This window comes from Peterkaempfera podocarpi (genome assembly GCF_042466665.1).
Taxonomy (GTDB): domain Bacteria; phylum Actinomycetota; class Actinomycetes; order Streptomycetales; family Streptomycetaceae; genus Peterkaempfera; species Peterkaempfera podocarpi.
Window position 1 is genome coordinate 5388515 of sequence record NZ_CP162102.1, and the last position, 21316, is coordinate 5409830.

The 21316-nt window shown below is 73.7% G+C and carries 18 protein-coding genes; 12 read left to right on the forward strand and 6 right to left on the reverse strand.

The window, feature by feature from the left end:
• Positions 1-21: 21 nt before the first annotated feature.
• Positions 22-567 (reverse strand): hypothetical protein, encoded by a 546-nt coding sequence (locus AB0761_RS23725; RefSeq protein ID WP_377271151.1) that lies wholly within the window; start codon positions 565-567, stop codon positions 22-24.
• A 91-nt stretch (positions 568-658) separates the two neighbouring features.
• Between AB0761_RS23725 and AB0761_RS23730 the strand changes: the two genes are divergently transcribed.
• From AB0761_RS23730 to AB0761_RS23745, 4 genes are all read left to right on the forward strand, one after another.
• A complete protein-coding gene (locus AB0761_RS23730) occupies positions 659-1399 on the forward strand; it encodes a response regulator transcription factor (protein WP_377271152.1) in 741 nt (246 codons plus the stop codon).
• A complete protein-coding gene (locus AB0761_RS23735) occupies positions 1396-2823 on the forward strand; it encodes a sensor histidine kinase (RefSeq protein WP_377271153.1) in 1428 nt (475 codons plus the stop codon). Before AB0761_RS23730 ends, AB0761_RS23735 begins: the two co-directional genes overlap by 4 nt.
• Positions 2824-3125: 302 nt before the next feature.
• Positions 3126-4658, forward strand: a complete 1533-nt coding sequence (locus tag AB0761_RS23740; RefSeq protein WP_377271154.1) for a cellulose binding domain-containing protein — start codon at positions 3126-3128, stop codon at positions 4656-4658.
• A gap of 194 nt (positions 4659-4852) precedes the next feature.
• A complete protein-coding gene (locus AB0761_RS23745) occupies positions 4853-6208 on the forward strand; it encodes a glycosyltransferase 87 family protein (RefSeq protein WP_377271155.1) in 1356 nt (451 codons plus the stop codon).
• A gap of 12 nt (positions 6209-6220) precedes the next feature.
• On the opposite strand, the gene AB0761_RS23750 is transcribed toward AB0761_RS23745, so the two are convergent.
• Complete coding sequence (locus tag AB0761_RS23750; RefSeq protein WP_377271156.1) at positions 6221-6628, reverse strand: SsgA family sporulation/cell division regulator; 408 nt, start codon at positions 6626-6628, stop codon at positions 6221-6223.
• A 370-nt stretch (positions 6629-6998) separates the two neighbouring features.
• Here AB0761_RS23750 and AB0761_RS23755 point away from each other — a divergent pair, with 370 nt between their 5' ends.
• Complete coding sequence (locus tag AB0761_RS23755; RefSeq protein WP_377271157.1) at positions 6999-8651, forward strand: RDD family protein; 1653 nt, start codon at positions 6999-7001, stop codon at positions 8649-8651.
• 76 nt (positions 8652-8727) lie between these two features.
• Entirely contained in the window at positions 8728-9366 is a 639-nt protein-coding gene (locus AB0761_RS23760) for an RDD family protein (protein WP_377271158.1), read from the forward strand.
• Positions 9367-9391: 25 nt separating this feature from the next.
• On the opposite strand, the gene AB0761_RS23765 is transcribed toward AB0761_RS23760, so the two are convergent.
• Positions 9392-9700 carry a hypothetical protein gene (locus AB0761_RS23765; RefSeq protein WP_377271159.1) on the reverse strand — a complete coding sequence of 103 codons (309 nt, stop codon included), beginning with the start codon at positions 9698-9700 and terminating at the stop codon, positions 9392-9394.
• Positions 9701-10078: 378 nt separating this feature from the next.
• On the opposite strand from AB0761_RS23765, the gene AB0761_RS23770 reads away from it, so the two are divergent.
• The 5 genes from AB0761_RS23770 to AB0761_RS23790 all read left to right on the forward strand — a co-directional run bounded on the left by AB0761_RS23770 (position 10079) and on the right by AB0761_RS23790 (position 16726).
• A complete protein-coding gene (locus tag AB0761_RS23770) occupies positions 10079-12454 on the forward strand; it encodes an immune inhibitor A domain-containing protein (RefSeq protein ID WP_377271161.1) in 2376 nt (791 codons plus the stop codon).
• A 130-nt stretch (positions 12455-12584) separates the two neighbouring features.
• Positions 12585-13289 carry an endonuclease V gene (locus AB0761_RS23775; RefSeq protein WP_377271162.1) on the forward strand — a complete coding sequence of 235 codons (705 nt, stop codon included), beginning with the start codon at positions 12585-12587 and terminating at the stop codon, positions 13287-13289.
• Positions 13290-13373: 84 nt separating this feature from the next.
• Entirely contained in the window at positions 13374-13754 is a 381-nt protein-coding gene (locus tag AB0761_RS23780) for a hypothetical protein (RefSeq protein WP_377271163.1), read from the forward strand.
• A gap of 21 nt (positions 13755-13775) precedes the next feature.
• Positions 13776-15206: a hypothetical protein gene (locus AB0761_RS23785; RefSeq protein ID WP_377271164.1), complete on the forward strand. Its 1431-nt coding sequence runs from the start codon at positions 13776-13778 to the stop codon at positions 15204-15206.
• 80 nt (positions 15207-15286) lie between these two features.
• Complete coding sequence (locus tag AB0761_RS23790) at positions 15287-16726, forward strand: S8 family serine peptidase (RefSeq protein WP_377271165.1); 1440 nt, start codon at positions 15287-15289, stop codon at positions 16724-16726.
• On the opposite strand, the gene AB0761_RS23795 is transcribed toward AB0761_RS23790, so the two are convergent.
• From AB0761_RS23795 to AB0761_RS23805, 3 genes are read right to left on the reverse strand one after another with little or no spacing between them, the layout of a single operon-like run.
• Complete coding sequence (locus AB0761_RS23795; RefSeq protein WP_377271167.1) at positions 16714-17382, reverse strand: hypothetical protein; 669 nt, start codon at positions 17380-17382, stop codon at positions 16714-16716. The two genes, AB0761_RS23790 and AB0761_RS23795, sit on opposite strands and share 13 nt — an antisense overlap.
• The gene (locus tag AB0761_RS23800) at positions 17379-19229 is read right to left on the reverse strand and encodes a hypothetical protein (RefSeq protein ID WP_377271168.1); all 1851 of its coding nucleotides are present in this window, start codon (positions 19227-19229) and stop codon (positions 17379-17381) included. The genes AB0761_RS23795 and AB0761_RS23800 overlap by 4 nt, the downstream gene beginning before the upstream one ends.
• 5 nt (positions 19230-19234) lie before the next feature.
• A complete protein-coding gene (locus AB0761_RS23805; RefSeq protein ID WP_377271169.1) occupies positions 19235-19981 on the reverse strand; it encodes a hypothetical protein in 747 nt (248 codons plus the stop codon).
• 152 nt (positions 19982-20133) lie between these two features.
• On the opposite strand from AB0761_RS23805, the gene AB0761_RS23810 reads away from it, so the two are divergent.
• Positions 20134-21162, forward strand: coding sequence for an intradiol ring-cleavage dioxygenase (locus AB0761_RS23810; RefSeq protein ID WP_377271170.1), 1029 nt, complete (start codon positions 20134-20136; stop codon positions 21160-21162).
• Positions 21163-21316: the final 154 nt, after the last annotated feature.

Here is a 21316-nt window from a genome sequence, read left to right on the forward strand (position 1 = left end):
TGCCGGTCGGGGGACCGACGGTCAGGGGTCGACGGTCTGCACCGTGGGGGCGTGCCCGTTCCAGGTCACAAAGACCGAGTCGGTGACGGTGCCCCGGGTGAAGTCCACCCGGATCCACTGGTCGCTGTGCCAGACCTGCATGTCCCACCCCGGCTCCGGAGTCGCCGACACCAGCTCGGCGGAGTCGGGGTGCATCTCCAGCGCCACCCGGCCGCCGTTCACCGACACACTGCGCACATCCCCGGCCTCGACCCGCCCGGCCGCCGACGTGGTGGGGGCGGGCGCGGGCCGCCGGGTGCCAGGGTCCGGCTGGTGCCGCCCGATGGTGGACGTCGGCCGCGCGCTTCCGGAGGGACTCGGCGACGGTTGCGGAGCCCGGGCCGTCGCCGGGCCCAGCTCGCCCCCGGGCAGCCGGGTGGAGGATGCCGAAGGGCCGGCCGGGTCTGTCGGAGGCACTGTCAGAACCCTTGGCGGGTCGAACGCTCCGTCCGACAGCACGGCGTGCACCCCGAACCACGACAGCCACACCGCCGCTCCGGTGGCCGCCGCCCATGCGCCGGTCTGCACGATTCCTCTCCGCATCGTGGGCAATACTGCCGCATCGCGAGCCTCGCCATGTCATGCACGTGAATCACCCGAATGGCGTACGGTGCGGGCCATGGCAACTGTGCTCGTGGTCGAAGACGATCCCTTCGTCCGCTCCGCCCTCATCCGGCACCTCTCGGATGCCGGCCACGCCGTGCGCAGCGTGGGCACCGCGCTGGAGGCGCTGAGGGAGGTCGCCCAGGTCGGCTGCGACCTGGTCATCCTGGACCTCGGACTGCCCGACCTGGACGGCAGCGAAGCCCTGAAGATGATCCGTGGACTGACCAACGTCCCGGTCATCATCTCCACCGCCCGCGACGACGAGGCGGAGATCGTCCGCCTGCTCAACGACGGCGCCGACGACTACCTGATCAAGCCCTTCTCGGGGGAGCACCTCTCCGCCAGGATGGCCGCCGTGCTGCGGCGCGCCGGGGCCGGTGCCTCACCGACGGCCCAACTGCTGCGGGTCGGCGGCCTCTACATCGACCTCCAGCGGCGCGAGGCCGCGCTGGACGGCGCCATGCTGGACCTGACCCGGCGTGAGTTCGACCTGCTGGCCTTTCTCGCCGCCAGGCCCGGGGTGGTCGTCCCCCGCAAGGAGCTGCTCGCCGAGGTCTGGCGGCAGACCTACGGCGGCGACCAGACCATCGACGTCCATCTCTCCTGGCTGCGCCGCAAGCTCGGCGAGACCGCCTCCAACCCCCGCTATCTGCACACCGTCCGCGGGGTGGGAGTCAAGCTGGAGGCCCCGGCGGACGCGGTGGCCGGCCGGACCGGCGGGCCCGCGGACACCGGGCGGGGGTACCACCGGTGAGGTGGGCGCTGGTGAAGGCGGCCATCGCCGGCACCACCATGGTGGCGCTCGCCTTCCTCATCCCCCTCGGCCTGATGGTCCGTGAGACCGCCCGCGACCGGGCCTTCTCCGCCGCCGAACGGCAGGCGGCCGCCCTCGGCCCCGCCCTCGCCATCACCACCGACCGCGACGCGCTGGCCCGCGCCGTGGCCTCCACCCAGGCCGGCGCCGAGCACCGGGTGGCCGTCCATGTGCCGCCCCCCAGCGGCACCGTCGCCCCGCAGACTCTCACCACCGTCGGCACCGCCCGCGCCGCCGCCGGCGACCTCTCCACCGCCACCCGGCGCGGACGCTCCTTCACCGTCCGCGTCCCCGGCGGTTTCGCGCTGCTCCAGCCGGTCGCCGTCGACATCAGCCGCAAGGCCGTGGTGGAGGTGTACGTCCCCGAGTCCGACCTCACCCAGGGCGTCGCCACCGCCTGGCTGGTCCTCAGCCTGGTCGCCCTCGGCCTGGTCGCCATCTCGGTCGCCGTCGCCGACCGGATGGGCGCCCGTATCGTCTCCTCCGCCCGCCGCCTGGCCTCCGCCGCCCGCTCCCTGGGCTCCGGCAACCTCGCCGTACGCGTCCCCGTGGAGGGCCGGCGTGCCGAGGGCACCCCGCAGGAGCTGCGGGAGGCCGCGGTGGCCTTCAACGCCATGGCCGACCGGGTGGTCCATCTGCTCGCCGCGGAACGGGAGATGGCGGCCGACCTCTCCCACCGGCTGCGCACCCCCCTGACCGTGCTCCGGCTCAACGCCGCCTCGCTGGGGGAGGGCGACGCGGCCGAGGCCACCCGGCACGCCGTCGCCCAGCTGGAACGTGAGGTCGACCAGATCATCCGGGCCGCCCGCCGCACCGTCGACGACCAGCCCGTGGTCGCCGTGGGCTGCGACGCCGCCGAGGTGATCCGGGAGCGGGTGGGCTTCTGGTCGGCGCTGGCCGAGGACGAGGGCCGCGCCTGGCAGCTGGCCGGTGCCGACGCCCCCGTCATGGTGCCCGTCCAGCGGGGCGACTTCGCCGCGGCGGTGGACGCACTGCTGGGCAATGTCTTCCGGCACACCAAGGAGGGCACCGCCTTCTCGGTCGATGTGCACACCGGGGACGACGCCGTGATCCTCATGGTCTCGGACGCGGGCTCCGGCATCGACGACCCCGAGTCGGCGCTGCGCCGCGGCGAGGGCCAGGGCGGGGAGGGCTCGACCGGGCTCGGGCTGGACATCGTGCGCAAGATGGCCGAGGCCACCGGGGGCGACATGGTGGTGGGCCGCTCCGTACTGCTCGGCGGTGCCGAGATCCGGCTGCGCCTGCAGACCCGCGCCGAGGTCCGTGACGGCGGCCTCAGCCGCCGCCTCGCCCGCCGCGGCACCCGGCCGCGCCGGGGCGTCCGCGCCGCCGCCCGCCGCTGACCCGGCCCGCTCCGGGAACGGCCGCCGGCTCCGCGCGGCCCCTCGCAGCCGGGTGCGCAGCCGCCGTCGTCCTCCTGGGGGCGGCAGGGCGGTGGTATCGCTCCCACTGGCCTGTTCCTTAACCCGGCCTTAAGTGAGGTCTACACCAATCTCAGGCGCGGCCTTCCCTACCTGCGGGTTCGCTAGCGTGCAGCGTGTTCGAAGCGCCGCTGGGCGTGGGGACGGCACAGCTGCGGAAGACCCGCGGGGCCGTACGGGCACCCCGCATGCGGCTGTCCCGTACTCACGGAGGTAAGCACACCATGACGTCCAAGCCTGCCCGCAGCGCCGGCCGCAACCGTCGGCGCCGGAGCCGTCGTGGCACCGTCGTCGGCGGATCGGTCGCAGCGGCCGCGGTCGTCGGCGGCATCCTGATCGCGTTGCCGACCTCCGCCAGTGCCGCCTCCCTCGCCGCGGTGTACACCCAGACCAGCACCTGGGACACCGGCTACAGCGGCCAGTACCTGGTGAGCAACCCCGACAGCAAGCCGATCGACGACTGGACCCTCAGCTTCGACCTGCCCGCGGGGGCGAGGATCAGCTCGCTGTGGAACGCCGTCTTCACCGCCTCCGGCCAGCACATCACCGTCAGGCCGCAGTCCTGGTCGCAGCACATCGACCCGGGCCGCACCGTGGACGTCGGCTTCGTGGTCCAGGCCGGAGGCGCCGCAGCCCAGGCGGAACCGGCCAACTGCACCATCAACGGGGCCTCCTGCAAGGGCGGCAGCTCACCCGCGCCCACCCCCAGTGGCCGGCCGACCGCCACCCCCACCCCCACCCCGACACCGACCCGCACCACCGCATCGCCGACCCCGACCCCGAAGCCGACCGCCACCACGGCCCCGCCGACCACCGCTCCGCCGGCGTCGGGCGGCTCGGCGGCCGGGTTCTCACCGTATGTGGACACCTCCCTCTACCCGCCGTTCGACCTGGTCTCCACGGCCAAGGCCACCGGGGTCAAGCACTTCAACCTGGCGTTCCTGGTCTCCGGCGGCGGCTGCACCCCCAAGTGGGGCGGTGTCACCGACCTCACCGCCGACGCGGTCGCCGGCCAGATCGGCGCACTGCGCGGCCAGGGCGGCGACGTCAGGGTCTCCTTCGGCGGCGCCAGCGGCAGTGAGCTCGCCCTCGCCTGCGGCTCCGCGGACCAGCTCGCCGCCGCCTACGGCAAGGCCGTGGACGCCTTCGGCCTGGACGAGGTGGACTTCGACGTCGAGGGCGCAGCCATCGGCAACACCGCCGCCAACACCCGCCGGGACCAGGCCATCGCCCAGCTCCAGAAGGCGGCCAGGGCCAAGGGCAAGCAACTCGACGTCTCCTTCACCCTGCCCGCGCTGCCCTCCGGCCTCACCCAGGAGGGGGTCTCCCTCATCGCGGACGCCAAGCAGCAGGGCGTGGACATGGGTGCGGTGAACATCATGGCCATGGACTACGGCGACGGCGCGGCCCCCAACCCCTCCGGACGGATGGGCACCTTCGCCATCGACGCGGCCACCGCCACCCAGGCCCAGGTCAAGAGCGTGCTCGGGCTCTCCGACAGCGCCGCCTGGAGCAAGGTCGCGATCACCCCGATGATCGGTGTCAACGACGTCTCCACCGAGGTCTTCACCGTCGCCGACGCCAAGCAGGTCGCCGACTTCGCGGCCGGCAAGCACCTGGCGTGGCTCTCCATGTGGTCGGCAGCGCGGGACAAGGCCTGCCCCGGCGGAGCCAAGGCCTCCGCCGACGCCACCTGCAGCTCCATAGCGCAGCAGCCGTCGGACTTCGCGAGGGCGTTCAACACCTTCACCGGCTGACGTCCCGGCCGGACTCCCACCCGCCGTCCCGCACGGCGGCGGGTCCCCGGAACCGGCGGGGGCGAGCGGCACCATCAACCCCACCCGGGCCGCTCGCCCCCGCCGTGCCGTGTCCGGAGGCCTTTCGCGGGGCAGGGGCGTCCATGCGCATCGGGTAGGGTCGCGGGCGTTCGACTTTGGGACGGAGTGCAGCGGTGACAGTGGTGGAGCGGGAACGGCCGACGGATGCGGCCGGGGCGGGAACGGCCGGCGGTGGTCCGGCGCTGCTCCGGCGACTGCGTGAGGCACCCCGTCCGTCCAGGGCCGCCACGCTCGCCGCACTGGTGTCGCTGGTGGCGTACGCCGTGGTCCGGCACTTCGTCGGCACCTCGATGATCGACATGCTGGTCTACCAGGCCGAGGGCCGGGCAGTGGTGCACGGCACCGACCTCTATGGCTTCCGGGTCACCGAGTGGGCGCTGCCCGCCACCTACCCGCCGTTCGCCGCGATGCTCTTCGTACCGACCTCCTGGGTCGGCGTGGGCGCGCTGCGGATGATGATCACCGGCGGCAACGTCATCGTGCTGGGCGTACTGGCCTGGCTCTCCTGCCGGCTGGTCGGCTGGCCGCGCCGGGAGCTGCGCCCGACGGCGGTCCTGCTGGTCACCGGCTTCGGCGTCTGGCTGGAGCCGGTCTGGACCACACTGCGCTACGGCCAGGTCAACCTGGTGCTGGCCTGCCTGGTGCTGTGGGACCTCACCCGTTCCGACACCCACCGGGGCAAGGGCATCGGGATCGGCATCGCCGCCGGGATCAAGCTCACCCCCGGCCTTTTCGCGGTCTATCTGCTGCTCACCGGCCGGGTACGGGCCGCCTTCACCGCCTTCGGGGCCTTCCTGGCCAGCATGGCCATCGGCTGGATTGCCATGCCCGGTGCCTCCCACGGCTTCTGGACCAGCTACGTCTTCGACTCCAGCCGCGTCGGCCGCACCGAGATCGTCGACAACCAGTCGCTGCGCGGAGCCGTCGCCCGGCTGCTGCACACCACCGACCCCGGCTTCGCCGGGCTGGCGGTGGGCGTGGTGGCCGGAGTGCTCGGCCTGGCCGTCGCGGTGCGGGCGGGCCGCAGCGCGGCCTGGCTGCCGCGGGCGGAGGCCTGGGGCACGGTCTGCACCGCGATCACCGCGCTGCTGGTCTCGCCCATCAGCTGGACCCACCACTGGGTGTGGTGTGTCCCGCTGCTGCTGCTGCTCGCCGCCGAGTCCGCCCAGGAGCGCTCCCGTCCGCAGGCGGTGCGCAGGCGGCGGTGGCGGACGATCACCGCCGCGACCGCCCTCGGCTTCTGCTGCTACGGCATGTGGCTGGTGCCGCACCAGGGCCCGCGCGACCAGCATCTGCCCGACTGGCAGCAGATCCCCGCCGCGGCCTACTCGCTGCTCGGCATCGCGGTGCTCGGCGTCGCGGCGCTGCGGATCAGGAACCGGCGAGCCGCGTCCGCCGACGCCACCTCGACCGCGACGGTGCCCGCGCAGCGCCCGGGCGCCCGGCAGCAGGCCCCCGCGACCCGCTGAGGGCCGGCCTGCTCACGCCAGCAGGGCGGCCAACCCGGCGTCCAGGTCCAGGGAGTCGCCCTCGGAGCCGGGGGGCACCAGCTCATGGGTGCGGTCCAGCCAGGCCATGATCACCGCCAGCGGCCCCTCCAGCAGTGCCTCGCCTGCCGGGGAGCTCAGCGCCATGCAGAGCACGCCCCGCCCGCGCGAACGGCCGGGCCACACCCGCACATCACCGGTTCCGCAGGCCCGGAAGGTGCCTTCCACCAGCAGCTCACGGGCGAACACCCAGGTGACCGGGGAGTCCGAGCCGAGATGGAAGGTGATGTGCACGGCATAGGGGTCGTGCGCGTCGTACAGCAGGCGGGCGGGTACCGCGACGCTCCGTTCGGGCGAGAGCACGAGATGCAGCTCCAGCTCGTGCTCGACCACGCTCTCCATGGGTGTGTCTCCCTCTCTCACTGGCCTCTCCCGGCCGCAGGACGCATCTGCCCGTCGCCGGGTCCCTGATGCGTGAGAGCGCCCGGACGGCGGACTCTTACACGACTTCGGCGGGAGTTTCGTCACCTGGAGTGCCCAGCGGAAGCGAAGCCGACCGGGCGCCTCGCCGGACGTTCCTTCGGCAACACCCACACCGAGGGTCGCCGGAGTACTACGCTTTGTCACTGCCCGGGTGTGCGCTGTGCCCGAGGCGTGCCCGGTGACCCTTGTGCACCCCGCCGCGCCGTGCGAGTCGAACCCGCGGCGTCGAGCGGGCGTACCAGCCGGGCCACCACCCGGCAGTCAGCGCGGACCACGGGACAGGGGACAGATGACGGACCGGCCCTCCTCCGGCACCACCGCCGACGCGGCACCCGCGCCCGGCTACTACCCCGACCCCTCCATCCCCGGCTTCGTCCGCTACTGGGACGGAGCCGCCTGGGCACCCGGCACCACCCGGCCCGCCCCCGGGCCCGGCGAGGTGCTGGCCCCGCCCCGGCTGGTGGCACGGCGGCAGGCGCCGCCGATGCGGCCGGTGCCGCCGCCCGCGACGCCCGGCGAGGGCGAGTCCGCGGCCGGCCCGGGGCCGGGCGGGGCGCTGCCCGTACGCCGCAGCTGGGCCGGGCCGGCGGCGCTGGAGGAGTCGGGGCCGGTCTTCTTCGACGAGACCACGGGCGGTACGTCCTTCACCACCGAACCCCGCCCCGCTCCCGCCGGGCCGCCCCTGGCCTCGCCCGCCCCCTGGTCCGCACCGCCGCTGCCGGCGGCCCCGGTGCGGCCCGCGGTCCCGCGGCCCGAGGGTGCGCAGACCGGTCCGGCGGAGCGGGCGGCCTGGACGGCCCTGTCGCCGGCCGTACCCGCCGCGGCCCTGCCGGCCGAGGCCGAGGAGGCCGCAGCGCCGGGTGTTCACGCCGGGGCCGCGGTGCCCGACCCGGTGCCGGCCGCACCGCTCCCCGTACGGCAGCCGGAGGCCGGCGGACCCGCCGAACCGGCCCGCCCGACGGCGACGCCGACGGGGCCGGACCCGACCGAGCCGGACCGCCTGATGCACCGCACCGGCGACGACGACCGGGACGGCCGCTCTTCGGGATGGCAGGCCGACGTCCACAGCCAGCGGGGGCTGATGGAGTCGCAGGCCTCCCCCCGCTGGGTCTCCTGGGGCGCCGACGGCCCGGAGGCGGCTCCGGCAGCCGAGGCGGTCGCCGAGGCGACGCCGTTCGCGGCCCCGGCCCCGGCTCCCGCTGCGTCCTCGGTCCCGGCCTCCCCGGCTCCCTCCGGCGCGCCCGCCGAGCAGTCGACCGAGACCTGCCTGCCGCCCGTGCCCTCGCCGTCCGCCCGGCGCCCGCTCCCCGGCACCGCCCACCGCACCCCCCTGCCGACCTCCTACCCGGTCCCCCCGGCTCCCGCGCCCGCGCCGGGAGCGGGCCCGGACGAGGCCAAGCCGGCGGCGAAGACACCGGCATCCCGGGCCGCCGAGCGGCGGCGGGCGCGGCCCGCCGGGTACGGCAGGCGGCTGGCCGCCCGAGTGATCGACACCTTGGCGGTCGCCGCGCTGGCGGGTGCCGCCGCGGTCCCCCTCGGCGCGTCCGCCGTCCACCATCTGCAGACGAAGATCGACGCCGCCAGGGCCTCCGGCCGGGCGGGGCGGGTGTGGCTGGTCGACCCCGTGGTGCTGGGCCGGGCCGGGCTGTTCCTGCTGGCGCTGCTGCTGATCGGCTTTGTCTACGAGGCACTGCCCACCGCCCGGTGGGGCCGCACCCTGGGCAAGCGCATCGCCCGGGTGCGGGTGCTGGACGCGGAGTCGCAGCAGCCTCCGGGGCTCGGCGGTTCGGTGCGCCGCTGGCTGGCGCGGCAGCTGCTGGGCGCGCTGCTGCTGGGCGGGGCGCTGGACGTGCTCTGGTGCCTCTTCGACCGGCCGCTGCGGCAGTGCTGGCACGACAAGGCGGCCGGCACCTTCCTGGCAGTGGATCAGCCGCGGCCATGACGGCCCGCGACCCGAATGGACGCCAAAGGGAGCATCTGTACGGATAAGGTCGATCCTGCGGTGTTCTACTCGGTTCATGAGCACCCATGAGCCGCCCGGACCGGGCCCGGGACAGGAGGGCGACGGTCCGCCCTCGTTCGAGAAGCCGCCGCCTTCGGGCGGCGGCACCCCTGGCGGCAGCCCGTACGGAGAGCCGGCGCCGCCGCCCCCGGGCTATGGCGCCGGAACCCCCTATGCGGGGGCTCCCCAGGCGGGGGCCCCCTACGGTCAGGCGCCGGGGATACCGGTGGGGATGCCGCCGCTGGGCGGCCGGGGCCGGAGGCTGCTGGCCCGGATCATCGACGGGGTGCTGGTCGCCGCGGTGTGCAGCCTGGTGCTGGGCTGGTTCGTGAACTGGAACAGCCGGAGCGGCGAGGCGACCATGTCCCTGGCGATCGGGCTCGTCTACTGGGTCTACGAGAGCCTGATGCTGTCACGCGACGGCCAGACGCTGGGGAAGAAGGCCGTCAAGGTCAGGGTGGCGAGGCTGGCGGACGGAGCGGTGCCCACACCGGGTGAGGCCTGGGGGCGGGCCGCCGTCTACACGCTGCCGTCGGTGCTGTGCTGCGGTCTCTGGGTGGTGATCGACGGTGGCTGGTGCCTGTTCGACAGCCCCTATCGGCAGTGCGTCCACGACAAGACGGTGCGCAGCGTGGTTGTCTCCACCCGGACCTGACGTATGATCAGATGCTCCCGGGTGATCAGGCGCTGCCGGAGGACTGCTGCGCGTACTCCGCCTCGGCCGTCGCGGGGGCGGGCCGGTGCGGCAGTCGCGCCGACTCCCCGAGGCCCCCGGTGCGCACCACCCGCGAGTCGGGGGAGCGGTCGCCGCGCAGGGCCTGGCCGGTCATGGAGAGGGCGGTCGCGAGCGTCCCGAGGGCGATGCCGAAGACCACCACCACGGTGATGCTCAGCAGGCTGTCGGCGCCGGACACCGCGAGCAGCACCACGGTGGCGGACACCACCGCGAGGGTTCCCCAGCAGGTCTGGGCGAGGGTCGGGCGGGGCATGGGGGGTTCCGTCCTTCGCGTCGGGGAGGGGCGGGGTCGGCCTGGGTCGGCGCGTGCACGATGCAGTCTCGCTGTGGATGTACCCGGTGCATGTGCAGGTGAGTCCAGCCTAACCGGCGCCGGTGGAGCACGGGGGGCGCACGGGCTCACTTCCCCGGCGGACGGATGTGGTGATGCTCACGTGTGGGAGCACAACATGATCACCCGTCAGTGAACGCGCATGAAAACGGAGTTTAAAGGCTGCGTCATGTTCGGGTCAACGTCTTTCTTTTGTCGTACTCCTCCGATCAAATGTCCTCCACTTGGTACTCACTGGTTCACCAGTCGGCCACCGCCTGACCCAGGTGGACCAGGCGGTAAGGGGAGGACGTCACCACGTTGAAGACGACCAAGAGAGCCGTCGCAGGCGCAGCCGCCACGGCGCTCATAGCCGCGTTGGCCACCGCCGCGCTGCCCGGTGCGGCCGCAGCCGCAGCCCAGGGCGCAGCGCCGGTGAGCCACGACCCGGTCGACGCCCAGGTCCAGAAGGTCGACCACGACCTTCCGGGCCCGCTCGGCGTCAAGCAGGAGGCGGAGCGCAAGGCCGCGCTCGACCAGGTGCTGGCAGGCACCGCCAAGGTCGAGAACCACGGCGGCAGCGAGAGCGTGAAGCTCGGCCGGGACAAGTACGTCGAGCTCGCCCGTGAGCGCACGGACAAGATCTTCACCATCCTGGTGGAGTTCGGCGACCAGGTGGACAACACCACGATGTACGACCCGGACGGTGCCGGCCCCGAGCCGGCCGTCGTCAAGTACGGCGGCGACCCCGGCCCGGCGTACAACCAGATAGCCGCGCCGGACCGCGCCAAGGACAACTCCACGGACTGGCTGGCGGACTACAACCAGAAGCACTACCAGGACCTGTACTTCAGCAAGACCGGGGACTCCCTCAAGACCTACTACGAGAAGGAGTCCTCCGGCCGCTACTCGGTCGACGGCGAGGTCACCGACTGGGTCAAGGTCCCCTGGAACGAGGCCCGGTACGGCAGCGACTACTGCGGAGCCAACATCTGCGCCAACGCGCAGCAGCTGATCAAGGACGGCATCAACACCTGGGTCGCCGACCAGGAGGCCAAGGGCCGCTCCGCCGCCGACGTCAAGGCCGAGCTCGCCGGTTACGACCAGTGGGACCGGTACGACTACGACGGCGACGGCAACTTCAACGAGCCCGACGGCTACATCGACCACTTCCAGATCGTGCACGCCGGCGAGGACGAGTCGGCCGGCGGCGGCGTCCAGGGCGCCAACGCCCTGTGGGCGCACCGCTCCTACGCCTACGCCACCGGCCAGGGCACCAGCGGCCCCGACAACAACAAGCTCGGCGGCACCGAGGCCGGTGACACCGGCATCTGGGTCGGCGACTACACCATGCAGCCGGAGAACGGCGGCCTGGGTGTCTTCGCCCACGAGTACGGCCACGACCTCGGCCTGCCGGACCTGTACGACACCGTCGGCCCGCAGGACAACTCGGTCGGCTTCTGGTCCCTGATGTCGTCCGGCTCCTGGCTCGGCGACGGCCAGAACTCCATCGGTGACAAGCCCAACGACCTCGATGTCTGGAGCAAGCTCCAGCTCGGCTGGCTGAAGTACGACACCGCCAAGGCCGGCAAGACCAGCCTGCACCGCCTCGGCCCGGTCGAGTACAACTCCAAGCAGGCCCAGGGCCTGCTGGTCGAACTGCCCAAGAAGTCCGTCACCACCGAGGTCAACACCCCGGCCGACGGCGCCAACGAGTGGTGGAGCGGCAGCGCGGACAACCTCAACGTCTCGCTCACCCGCGACGTCGACCTCACCGGCAAGTCCTCGGCGACCCTCACCGCCAAGGGCTGGTACGACATCGAGCAGGACTACGACTACGGCTACGCCGAGGTCTCCACCGACGGCGGCGCCAACTGGACCGTCCTGGACGGCACCTTCAACGGCCAGGCCATCCCGCAGAACGAGAGCGGCAAGGCCGGTCTCACCGGCAACGTCGCCCAGTGGGGCGACCTCGCCTACTCGCTCGACGCCTACGCCGGCCAGGCCGTCAAGGTCCGCTTCCACTACGTCACCGACGGCGGTCTGCACTACCGCGGCCTCGCCCTCGACGACATCGCGGTGACCGCCGACGGCAGCCAGCTGTTCAGCGACGGCGCCGAGAACGGCGACAACGGCTGGACCGCGACCGGCTTCCAGCGCATCACCGGCTCGGTCACCAACGACTACGCCCAGTACTACGTCGCCGAGAACCGGCAGTACATCTCGTACGACACCACGCTGAAGACCGGCCCGTACAACTTCGGCTTCGCGTCCAAGCCCGACTGGGTCGAGCACTTCCCGTACCAGAACGGCCTGGTCATCTGGTACTGGGACACCTCCCAGACCGACAACAACGTCAGCGTCCACCCGGGCCAGGGCCTGATCCTGCCGATCGACGCCCACGCCAAGACCCAGCACTGGGCGGACGGCACCCTGACCCGCCCGCGCTTCCAGGGCTATGACTCGGCCTTCGGCTGGGAGCGCACGGACAAGCTGACGCTGCACAAGGCCGATGTGGCCACCACCATCCCGTCCCAGAACGGCGTCCCGGTCTTCAACGACCACAAGGGCACCTACTGGTACGCGGACAACCCGTACAGCAGCGTCAAGGTGCCCGACACCGGGACGAGCATCTCGGTCCTCGCCGAGAGCCCCAACAAGCTGGAGACGTACGTCCTGGTCACCCCGGCCCGCTAGGCCCGGTACGACCGGTGGCGACTCCGCCCGCCCCGAGACCCCCGGGGCGGGCGGTCCGGCAGCACCGCACTGACTCCGCCCGTCCCGAGCCCTCGGGGCGGGCGGAGCCGTTTCCCGATAGCCTCCGCCGATGACCAACCCGCTGACCCCTGCGGCCTCCTGGCCCCGCACCGAGGCCGACGCCGAGGCGGAGCAGCAGCGCCTGCGCCCCCTGGTCGACCGCGACGGCCCCGGCCCCTCCGTCGCCGACGGCGGCACCGTCGCCGGTGTCGACGTCGCCTACGACGACCAGCGGGATCTGGTCGCCGCAGCCGCCGTGGTGCTGGACGTCGCCACTCTGCGGACCGTCGAACAGGCCACCGCCGTCAGCCGTGTCGCCTTCCCCTACGTCCCCGGCCTGCTCGCCTTCCGTGAACTCCCGGCCGTCCTGGACGCGCTGGCCCGGCTGCGGACCGCGCCGGACCTCATCGTCTGCGACGGCTACGGCATCGCCCACCCCCGCCGCCTCGGCCTCGCCAGCCACCTCGGCCTGCTCACCGGCATCCCGTGCTTCGGCGTCGCCAAGACCGCCTTCACCTTCACCCACCAGCCCCCGGGCCCCCACCGCGGCGACCGCACCCCCCTCCTGGACGGAGGCGAGGACGTCGGCCGGGCCCTGCGCACCCGCGACGGCGTCAAACCCGTCTATGTCTCCACCGGCCACGCCGTCTCCCTCGACCACGCCTGCGCCCACACCCTCAACCTCACACCGCGCCACCGCCTGCCCGAGACCACCCGCGAGGCGGACTCGCTCTGCCGCCGCGCTCTCGCGGCGGCTGTTCGTGCGGGTCAATGACCAGTCCATGTTCAACAGCGGGTGCTGCTGTGTTAGACATGAGTGCTCAGCATGTCCTTGAGGAGGCCCAGGGGGAGGCAGTCCGTGGCTGGTTCGGGCTACAAGGTCCAGATCGAGAATCTGCAGGACTTCGCGAAGAGGGTGCGCGGACTGCTGTCGGACTTCGACACGGGGGCCAACGGCGACAGGACGCATGCCGAGAGCGGCGTGGCGGCGAGCAGCTTCGGGCCGTTCGCCGAGGCACGGGAGCTCGACGAGAAGTACGCCGTGATGCGCGACTCGCTGCGTGACGTCCTCGACCTGCTCTACCGCTCCCTGGACGACGCCCAGCGGAACGCCGACGCCACCGCCCGCAACTACGACGAGCAGGAGCGCGGCACGGCCGCCGCCATGCGCACCGACTCCGCGCCGCCCGCCGCAACACCCCCGGGCCGGGCCGAGGTGGAGAAGAGCGACAAGTGGTGACGGGGAACGGGGAGAACCAGCATGGGTGACGCGACCACCGACTTCAGCCAGTACAGCCACGCCCAGCTCAAGGCCATGGTGGACGCGCTGAACTCGGGCGATGTGATGAAGGCCGCCGACCCCTGGCGCCGCGCCCACGACACCCTCAAGGGCATCCGCTCCGCTCTCCAGTCGTACTCCGGCCAGGCCACCGCCGACTGGGAGGGCCAGGCCAGCGACGCCTTCAGCACCCGGATGACCAAGCTGGCCAACAGCGTCAACAACACCGCGGAGTACGCCAACAACGCCGCCGTCACCCTGGAGATCGTCTCCGACTCCATTGCCGAGGCCAAGGCGGCCATGCCCGACGAGCCCTCGGCCTGGGACAGCGGCACCGACTGGGTCGGCGACCGGGTCTCGGGTCTGCTGGGCTCCCATGACGCGGACACCATGCAGAGCGAGGCCACTGCCCGCAAGCAGCAGGCCGTCGCCGTCATGCGGACCCTCGCCGAGCGCTACCGCAACGGCGCGGAGGTACTCAAGCCGCCGCCCGTCGGCGACATCAACGACAAGGACGACGAGTACCCCCCACCGCCCGACGGGCCGACAGGCGCCGGGGCGATCGGCGGGCTGATCATCGGCGCCGGGCTGGGAGGGATCGCGGGTGCCTCGGGCGGTACCACCGGCTCCGACGCGGTCGGCAGGGCCCACGGCGCCGCCGGCCAGGCCGTGTCGACCGGGTCGGTGGTGGTGCACCACCCCGTTGTCACGGACGCCGCGATCCACGGCGGCTCCGCGACCACGCTGACCCCTCCGCCGCCGCCGCTCGGGACGGGTGCCGGAACCAGCATCGACGGGGCCGGCATAGCCGGCGGCACCCGGGTGTCCGCCACCGGCCCGACGGCACTGGGCGGCGGGAGCGCCGGCGCCCATGGGATCGGCGGGGGAACCCCCACCGTGGGCGGCGGCCTCGGCGGTATGCGCACCAACAGCGGCCTCGGCCTCACCCCCGGGGCAGGGCGCGGCACGGTGGCAGGCGGCGCCGACGGACAGTCGGGGAGCGGCACGGGGCGTGCGCGTACGGGCGCCGGTGGCACGGCCGCCGGCGAGTCCTCGGCAGGCGAGGGCCTGGGGCGCACCGGTGCCGGCAGATTCGGCGGCAGGGGCGGAGCAGGCATGACCACGGAGTCCGCGGCGGGTGGCTCCGCAGGGCTGTCCCGGCGCTCCGGCGCCACGATGGGCGAGAGCGCCCAGGGCGGTCGGGGCGGTGCGTTCACCGAGGGAGGGACCGGTATCGGCAGCCGGTCGCGCCGCGGCGAGGCCGGCGGGGCCGGGCAGCCCTTCGGGGCGGCGGGCTCCGCGCGGGGCCGCAAGCGGGACAAGGGACGTGCCGGTGACCGGCCCGACTATCTCGTCGAGGACGAGGAGACCTGGGCCGACGGCTCCTCGGCCAACCCGAACGTGGTGGAATGACGAACCGACGTGTCCAGCGTGTACCAACCGAGTGGGGTGGCCGGAAGTTGAGGACCAGGGCGCTGGGGCGTTGTACGGCTGTGGTTGTCGCAGCGGGCCTCGTACTCGGGCTGGGAGCCACGGGTGCGTCCGCCGACCAGACCCGCGACGACCAGTGGCCCCTGATCAAGTACAGCGCGGCCCAGGATGTGTGGCCGGTCAGCAAGGGGCAGGGGGTCACGGTCGGTCTGATCGACAGCGGCGTGTCGGCGACCCATCAGGATCTCGTGGGACAGGTCCTGCCGGGCACCGACCTCTCGGGGGCGTCGAGCGACGGAAGAGTCGACGACCTGGGGCACGGCACCGAGATGGCCAGCCTGATCGCAGGCCATGGACACGGCCCGGGGCAGGGCGACGGCGTCAAGGGGCTCGCCCCCGCGGCCAAGATCCTTCCGGTACGGGTCACCACCTCTCTGCGCGGGGACCTGGCCCAGGGCGAGACGCGCCTGGCTGACGCCATCCGCTATGCCGTGGACCACGGTGCCAAGGTCGTCAATATGTCCCTGGCGGGAGCCAGCGGTCGGGACTCCTCCCTCCGGGAGGCCGTCCGGTACGCGGTCGACCACGATGTCGTACTGGTCGCCGGAGCCGGCAACGGTGGTGCCGCCCGGGTCGCCTACCCCGCGGCGTTCCCGGGGGTGGTGGCGGTCGGGGCGGTACAGGAGGACGGCAGCGTCTGGTCCGGTTCGAACCACGGGCCCGAGGTGACCATCACCGCACCCGGCGTCCGCATCGTCGCGGCGGGCAAGGACGGCCCGGCGAAGTACCGGATCGGTGACGGCACGTCCGAGGCCACCGCCTATGTCTCGGCCATCGCCGCCCTCGTCCGCGCCAAGTACCCCGACCTGTCCGCGGGACAGGTGATCAACCGGCTGATCAAGTCCGCGGTGGCGCCGCCCGACGGCAGCAAGGCGCCCAACGACCGCTACGGATACGGCATCGCCAGCCCCCGGCATGCGCTGACGGACGACATCCCGGCCGGCCCGACGGCCAATCCGCTGCTGCAACGGGCCGAGTCGCAGCAGGATCCGTCACCGCAGCAGTCGGCCGCCGCGGCGGGCGGGGGCGCGCAGACCCCGGCGCCCGGGAGCGGCGGGGACTCCGCGCAGGCGCCCAAGGCCTCCGCGGACGGCAGCGGGGTGTCGATGGGTCTGCTCCTCGGCATCGGTGCGGCCGTGGTGGTGCTGGTGGTCGTGGTGGTGCTGGTGGCACGGAGCCGCCGCAGGGGCGGGCCGGGAGGGCCCGGGCCCGGCGGCGGGCAGCCGCCCGCGCAGCCGCCGTACCCGGGACCGGGCCAGCAGTACGGGTCTCCGCAGTTCGGCGCACCCCAGTACGGCGCACCCCAGTCCGGGCCGCCGCCGCAGCCCGGGCCGCCGCCCCAGTACGGGCCGCCGCCGCAGGGGTACGGGCCGGGCGGGCAGCAGCCCAACCCGTACCAGCAGCCCAACCCGTACCCGCAGCAGAACCCCTACCCGCAGTAGGCGGCGGAGGCGGCGCCCGAGAAGCGGGACCGGACGTCGTCGGGTGTGCCGTCGGGCCCCAGCAGATTGCCCACCCCGGTGGGGGTGGGCACGCCGTAGCGGGTGGGGGCGTCCGGCTCGGTCGGGTCCCGCAGCAGCACCGCCACCCCGTCCAGGGCCGCGGCCAGCCGCGGGGCGTTGGCCCGGTGGATCTCCGGCTGCGGGCGGCCCGTCAGATCGTGCGGCAGCCAGCAGTCGCCGTAGGCGGCCAGGTCGACGGCGACAAAGGTGTCCGTGGCGAGGACGCCGCAGTCGAACATCCTGGCCTCCCGGCGCTCGGCACCGGCGGCGTCGTACCACCGCCCGGGGCACTGCAGCCGGGTGACGACGGTACCCACCGGCCCGCGGGGGGTGCCCGCGCGGACCTCCTCCACGACGCGGCGGGCGTTGTCCTCCAGCACGTTGCCCTGCAGCTCGAAGACGCCGCTGTGCAGCGGACTGCGCGGCGCGCCGTACCGTCCGACCTCGACCGAGATCCGGCGGACCGGGCCGGAGAGCCGGTTGGCACCCAGGACGTAGAGCACGGACAGCGCGGCGCCGACGCAGTCGGCGGTCTCGTCGCCGGTGACCGAGGTGCTGTTCCAGGTCCACCGGGCGACGGGGCTGGTGGTGATCAACTGATCTCCTCGGACCAGGGGAAGAACCGGCCGCCGGCGGGGATGCCCACGCGGCCGGTGTCGGTCTCGACCACGAACTGCGCCCGCTGGCGGCTGTAGAGCTCGGTGAGCTGCCGCACGGTTCCGTCGGACCGCAGATCGTCCGCCGAGCCGGAGGTGCGCAGCCAGAGCACCTGGTGGTCGGTGCCGCCGTCGACGGTCTGCAGAAGCTCCTTCTGCGCGGTGCGGACCAGCTGTGCCGGGTCGCCGAGTTCCCGGTAGCGGTAGGAGTAGCTCTCTCCGTCCTGCCCACGGGCGACCAGGCCGGTACCGGCCGGGACGCCCCTCCCGTCGGCGCCCGCAGTGGCGCCGCCCCCGAAGGAGAGGTCGTCGACGCCGTGGTCGGACATCCGGGCGGCGAGGTCCAGATGGTGCAGGGCGGCCGGGGCGGTGCCGGGATGGGCGAGCATCGAGACGGTGGCGGTGAAACCGGGCCGCTGGTCGTAGCGGCCGGACGCGATGGTCTCGGCGGCCATCTCGCCCTGCGGGGCGGCTTCGAGGGCGGCCACCACACGGTCGGTGTCGGCGGAGCTGAGGCCGAGGGTACGGGCCTCGGCACGCAGCCCCGCCTCCAGGCCGCTGCCGGGGAGCAGCGGCCTGGAGGGCCGCCCGGCGGCGGCCGCCGCCCCGCTGGCTCCGGCGTCCACCGCGGTTGCGGCGGGCGCCCCGGCAGACCCGACGGCGGCCCCCAGGTCCGCGTGGACCATCGAGCTGCCGGACAGCCGGGTCCCGGTTCCGCTGCCGGTCTGCGGGGCGTCGGGGGCGGGGGTGATCAGGGGGTTGGTGGAGTCCAGGGTGGTGGGGTCGGGCGGGGTGCCGGTTCCGCTGCCGGTCTGCGGGGCGTCGGGGGCGGGGGTGATCAGGGGGTTGGTGGAGTCCAGGGTGGTGGGGTCGGGCGGGGTGCCGGTTCCGCCGCCGCCCTGCGGGGCGGCCGGAGGTTGCGGCGCCGAGCCGCCTGCCCTGCCACCCGGGGCGGTGCCGGCCGACGGGCTGCCGCTGGAGCCCGGGACGGGGGAGGGTGGCCTGACGTCGCTCGGGGCCCGGTCGTCCAGCCCGTTGAAGCGGTCGCTGGCGGACTGGTCGGCCTGGCGCAGTGCGCGGCCCTGGTCGCCGAGCCGGCGGCCGGTGGTGGCCAGGCCGGAGGCGAGTCTGCCGCTGATGTCATGGATCTCGTCGGAGATCTGCTGGCCGGGTTCGGCCGCGGAGGAGGTCAGCGAGTCATTGGCGAGGCACGCCGACAGTCGGCCGCCGAGGCCGGCGAGGCGGTCGGCGGCGTTCTCGAAGTCCCGCGCCGCATCGTCCAGCCGGGACTCGGTGGCCTCGAAGTCCGCCGGGTCGCCCGAGGTCTGACCGCCGGCGACGGCGTCGGCCCCGCGCTGGGCCGGGATTGCGGGAGGGACGCCCTCGCTGCCGACCTGGCCGGGCGCATACGGGGTGCCGGCGCCGTTCCAGCCGGAGCCGCCGTCGTCCGGTGTGCCGTCGATCCACTCGATGCGCTTCTCGCCGTCGTCCTCCTCCCCTTCTCCGTCTCCCCCGCCGCCGATGCTGATGCCGCCGATGTCGATGGTGATCCCATGACCCGGCTGACCCTCGCCGCCCTCACCCGGCTCCGGGTCGCGCTCGGGGCCGCCGCCCGGGGCGGGTTCGGGGTCGCCGCCGCTGCGCCGGTGACCGGGCTCACCGGTGGCTCCGGGGTCGGGCGGAGCCGGTTCGGGGTCGCCGGTGGGCCTCGGGGGCGGGGTGGGGCCGGTCTCGTCGGGGCCGCTCCGGTGCGGGGAGCGCCCGGGGTGGGAGGTATGTGTGTGCATGGCCATCACTCGCCCCCTCGGCTGCCCGCGAGGGCACCTTCGCCCATACCGTTCCTGGCGCCGTCGAGAGCCGCGTCGACCCAGGTGCCCGGGTCGCTCGCCGACTGGACGAATCCGCTCACGCCGTCCTGGACGCCGGACCGCACGGCACCGCCGAAGTCATAGCCGCTGCGGACGCCGGTGTAGTTCTCCAGGCCCTGCTCGGCGAGTTGCAGCACGATGGTCCTGACCGCGGTCAGCGCGGCGTCCTCGACCATCTTGAGCAGGGCCTGGGCGACGCTCTCGGCCATCTGCTCGAGGATCTCGCGGACCGCCACCCGGGTCACCTGGGTGGCGCCCAGCGCACCCAGTTCGGAGAACCCGAGTGTGAACGGCGCCGCAGCCTGGGCGGCGGCGACCTCGGCGAACAGCGCCCAGAGCTGTGCGATGACCGACAGCTTGCCCGCCTCGACAAGCCCTGCCACGGTGTCCAGCACCCCGGCGTAGACCTCGGCGACCTGGCCGAGGTGCTCCATCCCCTTGGACTGCCGGTTGTCCCAGTGCTCACCGAAGGCCTCGACGGCCTCGCCGGTGGTGACCGAGCGCAGATATCCGGTGGCGTTGTCCGAGTAGGTCCGTACCTCCTGGAGCTCCGAGGCGAACGTCCGGTACTCGGCTGCGATCGCCCGGAGTTCGTCCTCGTCCACGTTGGGCCAGACGATCCCGATCATCTCCAGGATCTCGTCCAGCTCAGCGGGCAGCATGACCGCCATGTTGTTGTCTCCCCGTCAGGCTTCCACTGTGTCAGGCCTGTGCGGGTGCATGTTAACGGTCCGCAGTCAGCCGATTGCGCACGGGTGGCCTCGTGGGGATTCCTCATCGTGCGCTCATGGGGGTCTCATGGACCGGCCCTAGCGTCCCGCGCATGACAATCCATCAGCAACACGAGGAACCCGGCAACGACGAGGTCTCCCGGGCGCTGCTCTCCCGGCGGCGGGTCCTGGCACTGAGCGGCGCCGGGGCGATGGCCGTGGGGGCCGGGGCGCTCGGCTGGACGGCGTCGGCGGACGAGCCCTCCGGCCGGACGGGGAGCGCGGCGGGCCGTGCGACCGCCGCGGAGCGGGCCGCCGGCCGCTCGGCCTGTGCGCTCACCACCGAGCAGATCGAGGGACCGTACTACCTCGACTACGAGCTGTTCCGGCGGAACATCGTGGAGGACCGCGAGGGGGTCCCGCTGCGGCTGCGGCTGAAGGTCCTGGACGAGGCGACCTGCAGGCCGCTGCGCAATGCGGCGGTGGAGATCTGGCACTGCGACGCCCTGGGCGTCTACTCCGGCTACACGGCGACGGGCGGTGGCGGCGGGGGCACCCCGCCCGGCGGCCAGCAGCCCACCGGCCAGCCGCCCACCGTTGCGCCCACCGGTGGTCCGGGCGGCCCCGGCGGCCCCGGCGGCCCCGGTGGCGGCGGCGGGCACCAGGAGCCCACCGACGACCTCACCTATCTGCGGGGCATCCAGATGACCGACCGGCAGGGCGAGGTGGAGTTCGAGACCGTCTTCCCGGGCTGGTACCAGGGCCGGGCGATCCACATCCACACCAAGGTGCACACCGGCGGCAGGCGGACCTCGGAGGGGTACGTCGGCGGCCACCAGTGCCACACCGGGCAGTTCTACTTCGCCGAGGAAGCCGTGGAGCTGGTCGCCAAGGCCTCCCCGTACCGCACCAACACCGGCACCCGGACCACCCTGGACCAGGACTCCCTCTATCCGGGGACCGGGTCCGCGGGCGGTCTGCTGGACCTGCGCTACGACCGCCGCCGGGTCGGCCGCGGGGTCACGGCGGGGATCACCATGAGCGTGGATGCGGCCGGGACCCATGACGGCTCGGACGCCCCCGGTCCAACCGCCGCGCCGGTTCCCTCCGCCCCCGCGCCGTCGGCCACCGCCTCCTCCTGAGGCCCGGTTGCACGCCCTCCGGTGACGGAGCGTAGCTGTGCCGGGGAGGGCGGCCCGTCGTCGGCGAGGCACGCCGGCGGCAGGCGGCCGAGGCGGCCCCGGCCGCCGATTCCCCTGTACGAGTGACGGGGTGATGCGGCGTTCGTCGGCTGTT